Source organism: Photobacterium carnosum, assembly GCF_002849605.1.
Classification (GTDB): Bacteria; Pseudomonadota; Gammaproteobacteria; order Enterobacterales; family Vibrionaceae; genus Photobacterium; species Photobacterium carnosum.
Window position 1 is genome coordinate 141,904 of sequence record NZ_NPIB01000002.1, and the last position, 12,153, is coordinate 154,056.

Sequence of the window (12,153 nt, forward strand, 5' to 3'; positions counted from 1 at the left end):
TGACTAAACAGGCTTGTTTGTTATTTATCGTAGAGAGATCGAAGTTGCTGAACATCAAACATAAACTCTGCGTGACCATCCTTAACATCGCTATCGGGATAAATTGGGAGCTCTAATTTACCGCTATCCCCTTGCAGATTAAAACCAATATGCTCAGTTTCACCCGGTCCTACATGTTGTTCATTAATAATCACACCAAAACTGGCATCACTACGGACAGTAACTATGCCCTCTTGAGGACCTGTAGCTATGTTTCCTGAGTCAGTATGCAACACGGAAGATGTGATTACGGCTGCGGGTTTGTCGTTCTTTAGTAACAATTTTCGGGAGATAGGTAATGCAGTAACAGCTTTTAATTTAATCCAGTTATCAGGCGTATACATAAATGTAACGCTAGATGTTCCGATGTTACCGAATGCGTCTTTTGCACGAACTGTTAATGTGTACTGTTGAGACTCAATCATCGCAGGGAAAATACGAGGCTGCTCAATTTTAATTTTATTTTTATCGATATTACGATAAGCAAGATAAATGTTATCTTTCGATGGTCCACCTTTCAGAGTGATATCTAAAATCCGTGATTCAGACATATCTGCAATATTTACAGTTAATCCATTAATGCCATGAACCATCCCTTTAACGGGTTGGCCGTTGTAATCAATAGTTATTTGTGGTGCCTCAGCATCATTAGTGAATTTTGCTACATTTTTTGTTGTAAAGTTTCGGTGTGCCTCCATTATGACAGCATCAATATCATATACGCCATCAGGCAGTTTTGATAAATCGAATGCGAATTTGTAATTATCTGAATTTTCCTCCCATTTTGTACGAGGCACATTTAATTTTTTACCGTTGCTATTGAGATAAGCGTCAGTAATACGAACGGAGTCAAAATAATAGCCTCGGCTTGGTTGATTAGCTAAAACGGTTACTATCTTAGTTGATGGCTCCCATTCAGTTGACGTAATTATTGGTAGTGCCGAGTTATTCCAATGAACACTCGCCCATCCTGGTTGTGAGAACAGTGAGCCGTCCTTATTTTTTAGAGTGGAACCATAGTGCCAATTACCTATTGTTCCCTTGTTGATTTCTTTTGGTGGATCATAGGTAATAACACAAGAAGTTTCTCCTGCAGGGATAGTGCAATTACCCATATGTTCGAAAAATTGTTCATATGGACGTGATTGAGCAATAATTTTTGATGCCAAGATCTTAACGGGCATCTCATTGACATTAATGTGACGACTCCATGACGACCAGCCTATATCTGAATATTCATAACTATTGCCAAGACGAACAGGTTGTTTTACGACGTCTTCTGCTAGTTTAAGATTGTAACCATTAATGTATATGCCGCCATACTGCCTTTTATCATGCATTGATACGTAGTTGCCGTCAGTAAATCCATAAGGATCGGTATAAATCACATATACTGGTTCCCCTTTATCATTATCAATGATCTGAGAATGACCTTTGGGAATTAATCCACCCCTCGCATGAGTGTGAAAGTTATCATAAGGCACTTGATACATTGTTTTGACGGGATTAGTGAAGACCTTCATACCAGGCTTGTACGTTTCAAAGCCTTTGACTCCACCAATCGATTGATCTGAGTTTGGATTATATATAGCCACCAATGACGCACTGCCATTTACGTTGTCGTAATACATTTTTTGCGCGAGTGAATACTCGGTATTACCGGCATTATCATGCACTTCAAACTGTAATGTGTATATTTCAGTTGCGTTATTAGACGGGAACCAACCGCTACCATTACCAATCGATGCCATTTTGCCTTGGCTGTCATAATTAACTTTTGATCGCTTGTATACGGAGCCATCTTCGCGCTTAACAATGGCAAATATCTCACTAATCCCAGAGAGTTCATCTGAGATTTCTGTCGCCCGATATTTATTATCCTCCCAATAACCGGTATACCAAACATTAGGAGGAACATCTTTTCCGCCGAGGCCCCCGTATGATTGCGCGACGATAGGACCAACTTTTGGCGGAGTTAGATCGATTGTAATTTTGTCGGTTGTAGTGCTAATTAACGTCCCTTTCAAATCAAGAGTTTCACTAATTATAGAGTATTCACCTGACTGCAGTTTGTTACTTACAGTAAATTGCACGCCATAAAATGTTTGGTTATTTACTGTAAGTCGGTCATGAGTATTGATGACGTGACTGGTTTTAGTCGCAATAGTAAGATCACCCGCGTCTTTTATTGTCATGCGCATACGACGATCTAATCCTGCACTCATCGTAATGGTTACATCGCCATTAGGGTTGAAGAATTTTTGAGATAAGGCAGCTTCTTTATGTTCGCCTTGTTGATCAGTGTAACCGATAGAGATCACTTCAGCGTTTACTGCTGTCGAACTAATTAATAACGCTATCAATATTCCAAGTTTTTTCTTGTTAATCATCATCTATTTACCACGATTTTAATATTTAGCGTTATTGTAACTAATATTTATATATTTAAATTGTGGTAATGAGGCTTAAATGCCACCGCTTATTGAAATTATCGTAAGGTGACTACGGGGATATTGTTAATATTGGCATATGGGAATAAACAATAAACGATAGCAATAACTCACGCTATTACTATCGTTTATTGCAACTTTTTTTGAGTTCGTAATCTTCAAACCTGCCCGAGTTAGAAAATATAATTTTTATTAATCAGTTTGTTAAGCAGCATCAAAAAGCAACGCAAATTTTTGCATTGTAAAAATCAACTTAAAAAGGCATTATTAATGCAAATAATTAATTAATTCTGTTATTTAGCATGAATGGCTTCAACAGCTTGTAAGTTGACCTTAGTATGTTAACTACGATTTCAGATAGTAAAAATATCCATTAATAATAGAGGTCTTAAAATCTGCCCGAGTTCGACACTGGATGAAAAAAAAACACAAAAAAAACTAATAAAGTCTATTATTTGTCACTTTATTAGCTTTTTATGTGAAATTGATTAGTTAATTTAAACATATTAACTATTTGTTAAACTCTACCCCTTTTAGATAGGGTTATTCTAGTTGAGCCAATTTCATCGGTGTAACCATACCAATCATTCGTTTCTAAACATTCCATTAATTCGTTTATTGCGTGATGATAGTTTTTTCCTGCGATACGAAAATCATCATGTGATAACTCGAAAACCTCGCATATATCGGCATCAATAAACTCTACGCACACAAACGGAAATGTATATCGGGGAATTGGAATGCCAGCCAACCGACCAACATAGCTATACATGTACGCCTGTATGTCATATTTTAAGTCAGCAAAATAATAAATAACTTTTAATGGATTAGCCGAGCGAGAGGTTTTTAAGTCTACAGGTACGCCATCGTAAGATAACCAGTCGAAACGCACTTTTAGCCAGCGCCCAGTCTCAGGACAAAGAGCTATAACAGATAGTTCTGATATACCGTCTGATAGTAAAGTATCTGCCCACTCATTATTACGTACAGTTTTACATGCTCGATGTGCATCATCCCAGACGACAGCATCAATGCCTGTTTTTCCTTGATTTGCCTCTAAATGTCGTTGCTGCATTACATCGAATATAAACTCACCGAGACAAGGATCATGTTCAATTAGGCGTTCGATAAGAACGGCTTTAGTTCCTGATAATTTAAGCCCATTCTCTTTACAAAGAGATTTAATATCCTCGCTTGAAGATAATAGATTTGGATTTTCTGCTTGTGATAGTTCGCGGAAATAACGGTCATAAAAACCATTTGGTTCTAAGATTAACTCATGAGCATAAGTACCCGCATCCAAGGTGTATTCCATCGCTTTTGATGTTCGTTTTCGATTAACAGGATCGATGTAATGTCTATAATAGTGCGCGGGAGAAGTTAAGAATTTTTTTATCATACTAGAGCTAAATGCTGGCAGTGAATGATAAACATCGTTAGGAATGTCAGTATATATACCCGCAATTAAATCGCCATTAGCATCAAGAAAGTTCGGCTTACCTTGATCGTCATAGCCCGCTTTGACGGTAAAATTTGCTTTAGCGTTTATATCATCAATATCAGCTCTTTTTGCTGAAATTAGACCTGATTTAATTGTTAATTCCTGTGATTTAGAGTTCACAACGGGAGTGATGGTGGATGCCGATTTATTAGTTACTTCAACACCTTTTACTTTAACGATCTTCGGCATATTTTTTTGGATTTTTTCTATCATTCCCTTTTCAGGGTTCCAGTTACTATCCATAACATCGACAAATAAACTACCCATTGAAAACATAATAAACCCCTAAAATTCAATCAATTAACCTGTGTATTTATTATCACATGAGTTCTAATATGCGCTAGTGGCTGATAAGTTTTTGGATAACATCATTTAAAGTAATGCACTTACAACCAAGTAAGAACTTGCACGTTCAAAAAATAGCGTTACTATTAATTGTTATTATTTTTATCATTGAATGTTCAGGTTATGAATACAGAAAAAAAACGTTACTTATCACTAACAGGTAATTCACCATATTCAGTTTTGAAGTGGCTACAATACAATAAACAATACCAAGTAATAGAAAAATCAATTATTGACGATCAATTTTTAACATTGGTTTTTAATGATACATTCCGAAAAAAAATAGCAGCAGATATAGAAAAAGCTAATGATATTTGTACCCGATACAGAACATCATTACTAAAAGTTCTGGATGTGGTGTGTGAAAAATTCCCTATTATCACCATTTCCCGCAAAGGTGTAAGTTCTTTTGTTATAACTCTTGTTGTCAATAAGTCTATTGAGCTTACTACTGAAGCACTCACGCTAGAGAAAGCGTTTGAGGATGCGCGGGTACTTAATAAATCTTATAATTGTGCGCATTTTGCTGATGTAACATATATTGGCAGTTGGTTCTATGAGTTGCCGATCAATAAACAATTAACCATTCTTTACAAGACAATTATTGGTGATTTTGGAGAGAATTATTACTCCCCAACAATGGATCTGCTAGAGAAGAAACGTATTGAGCATAACATTGTCGTAGGAACTAAATCATACGATTATTTTATTGATAACATTACGGGTATGAAAGTTTACAACCCTTATCGATTAACATCTGAACCTGCATCTCGCTATGGGCGATGTTATCTGGATTGGTATCAAAACGTGGAAAAAGAAGGTTAATTTACAAACGAAAAAAATCCAATCAAACAACAGTGCATTCGGTTTGATTGGATTTTTTGTTGTATTCAGATTACGATTTTGACTTGAAAAACACAGTGGTTAAAGGCCAAAAGCACGACACGATAAATATTATCAACGTCAAAGGAGGTAAGATTTTAGGAAACAATACGATGTAGTATGTGCATAACCCCGTATGATTTAAGATAAAATCCCAATGTGGAGGATATATTCTTAATTCCTCAGCAAGAATGACCTGTGTGAACACGCCAGTAATGAATATAATAAATAATACTAAGGATATTAAGTTTATTCGCTTTAGCGTGTTGTATGTTGATCGTGCCTCAGTATCATCATAAAAATGATTCGCTTTATTGCCAGATAAAATGGTGAGAGCTGAAAATAAAGCAAGCGTAGTGATGGTTGCAGCATTAACAGCATAAATGCTGATTTTCGAAAGTATTGGTATCGAAATCGTGTACATAGGCATTAAAATGGCGGTAATGAAGGCTATAATAGTCCCAGGTGCCCAATTAAAATCTAATTTCAACATGATTGGTTCACTTCAAATAAACTCAATGCATTAGCTACACAAAAGTTACTTGGTTTTGTTCCATGGCTAGTATCAAAAAATTCTTTTCTTATACTAACTGCATCTTCAAGATAAATGAGGTCGTTAGCTAATTCCCATTGCCCATTAGTTAACCAAGATAAGTTATGTATATGGTCTATCGTAAGGATACCCGTTGCGGGTTTTAGTTGATCAACTAAAAAACCGGAGATTGGTAATCCTTTATCAAGCGGCAGGCGAATGCCAGATGTTGATTCATATGATGTAAACGTTACATTATCAATAACGGATACGAAAATGTCGTTTTTTTGGCGCAAAATATCGCCAGAACTTGTTAAGTAAAACATAATTAGTATTTATCCTTCTAAAAATGCAGTGAAAATGCAATATATTTGAATTGCTGTTGCCAAATAGTTTGGCACTTACAACAGTAAATACATTGTGTTGATAGCAATGGTCCAACTCTTAATTCATCAAAATATGCGGCATGAACAAACGAGTTACAGTCTGGACACTTGTTCATGCTACTGACAACAAAGCTGTCATCCCCATTTAATTTTTTAACACTAATAACGAACTGATAGAATCTTTCGTATGATGTATGGCAGTTACAACAAGTATAATTAGCTAAAAAACCATTTTTACACTCTTTAATATCACACAACAACTCACTACAGCATATTTTGCAAATATCCAAAACCTTTACCACCTAAATCTTACGTTTTTAATGACAATTGTTCATGAATATATAACACTCAATTTAACATCCGTTAAAGGATAATCATATTTGATATTAAATTGTGTTATCACTTTAGATATTGCAGGAAGAATAATAGCCAATTTTGACGGTTTAACTATAGTTACTACAGAGGATGAATAAACGTCCATTGTTAAATAATCAGTTAACTCACTCTTCGCCATCGAAAATAATGCTGTTATAGCCGACGACATAACTGATTGACGACGAGCGAGGGGTAAATTTTCAATGTTAAGGTTAAAAATAACGTTAATATTTTTATCAATGAAAACGTCAAGGTAATATTTCTGAAGGGCTAAAGGGCTGATTGTTTTGGCCGCTAGTAATATCTGATGAGAGTTGTCACTATTTTTAATAATTGTATATACGTTACCATGCTGATGACAACCATCAACCATCCCTTGATAGATCGTTTCGTCGGAACCGCTATTAATGACAATAGAACAGAAATAATCAGTACAGCACGCTCCGAGACATCGCATACCTGTTTTGAAATTAACTTTATTAAATCGAAACGCCTCTATTTGCTGACGTTGATTTTTATTAAGCATTACAGGTACATTTTTTACTAATTGACGAGATTGATCCGTTGTTAAACTAAACGGTAGAGCAATGATGCTTAATTCCTTTTCACATCCATCTTCACTTAAAACTTGTTTTTTTACTTTAAAATTTTCCATTAGTAATCACTAATCAATTATGACTTGTACAAATATTTTGGCATTAACTCCCGTATGCGCTAGTGCCTCCAATATACATTGGACATACATTGGATAATTTTATTGTAAGGCAAATACCTAATTTGTTAGATGCTGTAGTGAACGGTTAAATAGCCGGTATTAATATCAATATCATTGCGAATATTAAATGTGGTAAGTAAGTAACGTATTACACTAAGTGCAGATTTTAACTCGTGTGGGTAAACGGCAAGATAAAAGCACAAGTTTGGTGTGGTTGCGTCACTATCAACGTTATAGTTGAACCCCATCTTGTGTAATTTGCTATTAACTTTATTAATCTCGTTTGATTTCAGTTCTTGAAATTTATCTTTAGTCACCGAGGCTATAATATTAACTTCAGCCAATATATACTCATCCTCACAGCTAGCATCCTTGCGACTTTCGATGATAGTTGCTAGCTTTAATGGATTGGGGACATAAGCAGCTAGAACTAATTGCCATTCGGTAGGGCTAATTTCGTGAACGGCATAATAAATCCGATCAATTTCTTCAACGTTGCGTGTTAAATACGCTTTAAGTTCATTATTAGTTAAATGCACTAATTTTTCAGCTAACTTTACAGCGTTAGATAGCGAAGCGTTACCTAACGCTGCTGTGCAAGATGGAAATGTAAGTGTATTACGTCGAAAATTTTCAATGGTATCAATAGGTACACCGCTCCAACTAAGATTAAATAGTCCTGCCTCAATAAGCGTAAGTGCATCACTATCAATTTGTAATGGAATAACGACACAATCAAGATCGCAATATTGAGCTTTATCATTTTGATGATTAAAGCGATAACATTTAAATGGTTCTAACGACATTTGCTTACCTATAATTTAAATTGAACATGATTATCAAGGTCTGAATAAAAATCCAAACCAACGACTCGGCAGCGTCGAGTCATTTCAATTCGTTGATCCACAGAATCAGCATACTGTTGAATTTGATCAACGATCCGTGAGGCTGGTAATGCAGCTAATTTTGCGGCTGCTCTACGTTCTTCGTTGTTGCTACACCCCAAATTTTTCATATCCACTTTCCGCAACAATTTGTACGCTGCATTACGCGGAATTTTAACTTTTAATTGATGGCTGGATGATTGCATTTTAAATTCCTTAGTATCTTGATTGTTCCCTACTAAATAAGTAGAGAACAAATTTTAGTTATCACGGCATGTTTACTTCGTTAGCTGACAATCTTCTTCCTCAACGCCAGCATCTTCGATATCTTCAAGAGAGCGGACAATAAGAACTGTTTGTAATCCCTCATATAACTTATCTAACACTGATACTTGTGCGAAATATGTTTCATCACACGATGATGTGTCGCCTACAGCTACGGCACAAGTACGCCAAGGTGAATCAATCCCTTGTGGGTCATAGCATGATAGATAAGTGTTACCATTTTTTTGTTTACGACAAAGCAAGTAGCAAAGGTTATTTTTATCTGCAACATAAACGCCTTTACCTGAATCTGTATCTTTATTAACTTGAGTCGATTTATCAATTAGATACGCACGTTCATGCTTGTAATGATTAGAGATCTCATAACCTTTTTTACGCTTAGCTGATACCGCTTTTTGAACAGCCCTTGCAGCATCTTGAGGGAATGCGGTCGTCATTATAGGTTGAGGTGTAGTATTTGAGCCGACACGTCCATAATGGCGATAAACAGTGTATTCATTTGATTCTTGATCTTGCAGAGTAGAAACGTTATAGAATTTATCTGAATTTGTAACTGAATCTTGAAAATTCATTTCTATCTTTTCAATTAAAATTGAATCGTTTGATAATGCAGACATTTTTATTGCTCCATTGCAATGTTTAATTATTAACTGCATTTATTGTCACACGGTTTTCGAATCGCGCTACCCTCGCCCAATTTGGCTAGTGTCGTAGTTGGATTACAATTGGTGGGGGTGTAATGCACAAACAATAATTCACATCACTTGTGCATTACGATTTACGTTTAGGCGCCAAGTAATATTTTAAATAGCATTAATGATCCCATGCCGCTAATTACAACCCAAATAAGATCGAATTTTAGACTCACTAATGTACAAACAATGGCTGCTAAAACTTTTGGATTATCTAAAGTGAACGCAAGATGTGGCGCAGTCCCCAATATTTCAACAGCTATAATTGCGGGAAGAACAGTAACAGGGACAAATCGAAGTGTTTTCTTGAATCTCTCAGACATTTCAAAACGTCCAGCGAGACCTATAACGGATAGTCGAACAATATAAGTAGCCATTATCATTGCTACACATAGTAAAATAAAGTATGAATTAGACATTATAAAACCGCCCCTTCGTTATTATTGTGATTCTTTACCAATGCCTGTTTCTCCGTTGCAACATCCATTCTATATCCCGCAAACACGCCGAGAATGGCAGCAATAACAAGACCTAGTGAATAAGGTAAGCCTGATAGTAATAATCCAGATATTGTTGCTACAATTGCAGCAGTAATACATTCTCGATTGTGTAGTTGTGGAATTACGATAGCAATAAACGCAGCGATCATCGCAAAATCTAATCCATAATTTGCGATTTGTGGAAATGATGAACCGATTGCTGCGCCTAGAAGATCTGCAATTACCCAATTTAGCCAAAAACCAAACATGGCTGCTAAGTAAAAAATATGCCGAGATTTTTTCCCCTCTTTCATGTGATTAATGGTCGAAGCGTAAACCTCATCAGTTAATCCGTAACTCATGAGCATTCGTACGTAAAATGGATATTCTTTCATGTGATCTGACATGGACGCCGAATATAATAAATGGCGAAGATTAATGACGAATGTAGTGAATGCTATAACAGCAATACCTGCAGATGCCTGAACGAGTCCGATCGCAACCATTTGTGCCGAGCCAGCAAAAACAGTAAATGACCAAATGGTACTTTGAGCAATTGTCATTCCAGCTGTAACACTAAGTGCACCGACGATAAATGAAAAAGGAAAGGCACCTACGCATAATGGACCTATCGCTTTCAATCCGCCCAATATCATTACTTTAGTTGTTTTCATAAAATTATAATTTCCTCGTTATTTTATTCTCTCTATTTTTAGGCTATTACTGGATTCTTACGCTTTCAACAATAAACGTTGGCATTTACGATCAATGTCTCTTTTATTACATATATCTAAATATATCATTACAATACATACTCAATTTGTCATAAGTATTAATATACCAATTGAGCAATAACAAATTTATCGTTAGTTAACTACGATTATTTCGACGGAAAGAAAAAATGAAACGAGTAATTAATGCAAAACAAGCACCAGAAGCTATCGGACCTTATTCTCATGCGAATGCTTTCGGTGCAATGATTTTTACTTCTGGCCAATTACCCGTGTCTGAAGGGAAAATTGTTAGTGGTGGTATTATCGAACAATCAAAACAATCACTACTCAATCTTCAGTATGTATTGAAAGCTGCACATGCAGATATGACTACTGTAGTTAAAACTACGTGTTATTTAGCAGATATTAATGATTTTGCGGCTTTTAATGAAGTTTACAAAACATTCTTTAAATCTGACTGCCCGGCACGATCTTGTTTCGCTGTAAAAGATTTGCCATTGGGTGCGCTTATTGAAGTAGAAGCAATTGCTTGCCGAAAGTAGGAGAATGTCATGAAAAATCAAACTAAATGGAATAGCTACAAAAAGATCATCAATACCGTTGTAAAACCTGCGCTTGGTTGCACCGAGCCTATCGCTGCGGCTTATGCTGCATCTGTTGCGGCTGAAATGCTTCACTCTGCACCAACTCGAATTCATGTCGAAGTTAGCTCAAATCTGTTTAAAAATGCGATGGGGGTGTTTGTCCCAGGTACAGGTAAAATTGGTTTAGCTATCGCAGCTGCAGCTGGTGCTATCTATGGGAATCCTGAATATGGACTTGAAGTGCTTGCCGGTATTAATCAGTCTGATGTCGATCGCGCACAAAATCTAATTGATGCTGGTTCGGTTACGGTTAAGCGAAACGTAGAAACAAAAGAATTTATCTATTGTTTTATTGAAATGACTGATGGTAATCATGTTGCAAAAGTGGAGCTTCAGGGCGGGCATACTCAAATCGTTAAAAAAATTCTAGATGATGTAGTTGTATTTGAGCAACCACAAAATAAGTTAGTTTCAACTGGATCCGTTTGCGACGATGTGGATATTTCCTTAGCTTACATTTATGAATATGCAACAACGGAAAAATTTGAAAATATCAAATTCATTCTAGACGCAGCTGATATCAATATCGCTTTATCTAACCACGGATTAGAACATCCTTATGGCTTGGAAATTGGCCGTACATTAGCCGACGCGATGAATGAAGGGATAATTACTGATGATCTAATGAATGATATTATCATGCGAACTTCTGCAGCTTCAGATGCTCGTATGGGTGGTGCAACTCTTCCCGCAATGAGTAATTTTGGCTCAGGTAATCAAGGTATAGCCGCAACAATCCCTGTGGTTATCACTGCTAATTACTATAACCAAGATCAAGAGAACTTAGCTCGAGCATTGATTATTAGTCATTTGACTGCAATTTATATCAAATCGTTTTATCCGCCATTATCTGGTTTCTGTGGTAATACAGTTACTAGCGGTGCAGCTTCAATGGCAATGGTATATCTAGCTGGCGGTACGTTTGAACAATCTTGCTCAGCTCTTCAGAATTGTATTAGTGATGTCGCAGGGATGATCTGTGATGGAGCGAAAGCTACTTGTGCCATGAAAGTTAAATCAGCAACTTGTTCTGCATGTGCAGCTTTCTTGTTAGCAATGCATGATCAGTGTGCCAGTGAACAAGGTATCGTTGCCAAAAATGTTGAGCAAAGCATTAGAAATATCGGGCGTCTAGTTACTAATGGCATCTCTGCCGTAGATACGGAAATTATTGATATAATGTCAGCTTAATGTTTGAACAAAAACGAGC

12 protein-coding genes are annotated in these 12,153 nt (G+C 36.4%); 3 read left to right on the forward strand and 9 right to left on the reverse strand.

Annotated features, from left to right (window positions below):
• Positions 1 to 20: 20 nt before the first annotated feature.
• Positions 21 to 2,432 carry an Ig-like domain-containing protein gene (locus CIK00_RS03415; RefSeq protein ID WP_101767532.1) on the reverse strand — a complete coding sequence of 804 codons (2,412 nt, stop codon included), beginning with the start codon at positions 2,430 to 2,432 and terminating at the stop codon, positions 21 to 23.
• 574 nt (positions 2,433 to 3,006) lie between these two features.
• The gene (locus CIK00_RS03420) at positions 3,007 to 4,266 is read right to left on the reverse strand and encodes a PD-(D/E)XK nuclease-like domain-containing protein (protein ID WP_101767533.1); all 1,260 of its coding nucleotides are present in this window, start codon (positions 4,264 to 4,266) and stop codon (positions 3,007 to 3,009) included.
• Positions 4,267 to 4,458: 192 nt separating this feature from the next.
• Here CIK00_RS03420 and CIK00_RS03425 point away from each other — a divergent pair, with 192 nt between their 5' ends.
• Entirely contained in the window at positions 4,459 to 5,160 is a 702-nt protein-coding gene (locus CIK00_RS03425) for a hypothetical protein (RefSeq protein WP_101767534.1), read from the forward strand.
• Between the two features lie 543 nt (positions 5,161 to 5,703).
• On the opposite strand, the gene CIK00_RS03435 is transcribed toward CIK00_RS03425, so the two are convergent.
• The 7 genes from CIK00_RS03435 to CIK00_RS03465 all read right to left on the reverse strand — a co-directional run bounded on the left by CIK00_RS03435 (position 5,704) and on the right by CIK00_RS03465 (position 10,239).
• Positions 5,704 to 6,075, reverse strand: coding sequence for a hypothetical protein (locus tag CIK00_RS03435; RefSeq protein ID WP_101767536.1), 372 nt, complete (start codon positions 6,073 to 6,075; stop codon positions 5,704 to 5,706).
• A gap of 391 nt (positions 6,076 to 6,466) precedes the next feature.
• Positions 6,467 to 7,165: a hypothetical protein gene (locus CIK00_RS03440; RefSeq protein WP_101767537.1), complete on the reverse strand. Its 699-nt coding sequence runs from the start codon at positions 7,163 to 7,165 to the stop codon at positions 6,467 to 6,469.
• Positions 7,166 to 7,290: 125 nt separating this feature from the next.
• Positions 7,291 to 8,031, reverse strand: a complete 741-nt coding sequence (locus CIK00_RS03445) for a hypothetical protein (RefSeq protein ID WP_101767538.1) — start codon at positions 8,029 to 8,031, stop codon at positions 7,291 to 7,293.
• An 8-nt stretch (positions 8,032 to 8,039) separates the two neighbouring features.
• Positions 8,040 to 8,315 (reverse strand): hypothetical protein, encoded by a 276-nt coding sequence (locus CIK00_RS03450; protein WP_101767539.1) that lies wholly within the window; start codon positions 8,313 to 8,315, stop codon positions 8,040 to 8,042.
• Between the two features lie 72 nt (positions 8,316 to 8,387).
• Complete coding sequence (locus CIK00_RS03455) at positions 8,388 to 9,011, reverse strand: WGR domain-containing protein (RefSeq protein WP_167388503.1); 624 nt, start codon at positions 9,009 to 9,011, stop codon at positions 8,388 to 8,390.
• Positions 9,012 to 9,178: 167 nt separating this feature from the next.
• The gene (locus CIK00_RS03460; RefSeq protein ID WP_101767541.1) at positions 9,179 to 9,505 is read right to left on the reverse strand and encodes an AzlD domain-containing protein; all 327 of its coding nucleotides are present in this window, start codon (positions 9,503 to 9,505) and stop codon (positions 9,179 to 9,181) included.
• On the reverse strand, positions 9,505 to 10,239 hold the full coding sequence (locus CIK00_RS03465) for an AzlC family ABC transporter permease (protein WP_101767542.1): 735 nt from the start codon (positions 10,237 to 10,239) through the stop codon (positions 9,505 to 9,507). The genes CIK00_RS03460 and CIK00_RS03465 overlap by 1 nt, the downstream gene beginning before the upstream one ends.
• 227 nt (positions 10,240 to 10,466) lie before the next feature.
• Between CIK00_RS03465 and CIK00_RS03470 the strand changes: the two genes are divergently transcribed.
• Positions 10,467 to 10,841, forward strand: a complete 375-nt coding sequence (locus CIK00_RS03470; RefSeq protein WP_101767543.1) for a Rid family detoxifying hydrolase — start codon at positions 10,467 to 10,469, stop codon at positions 10,839 to 10,841.
• Between the two features lie 9 nt (positions 10,842 to 10,850).
• Positions 10,851 to 12,134, forward strand: coding sequence for an L-cysteine desulfidase family protein (locus tag CIK00_RS03475; protein ID WP_101767544.1), 1,284 nt, complete (start codon positions 10,851 to 10,853; stop codon positions 12,132 to 12,134).
• Positions 12,135 to 12,153 lie beyond the last annotated feature (19 nt).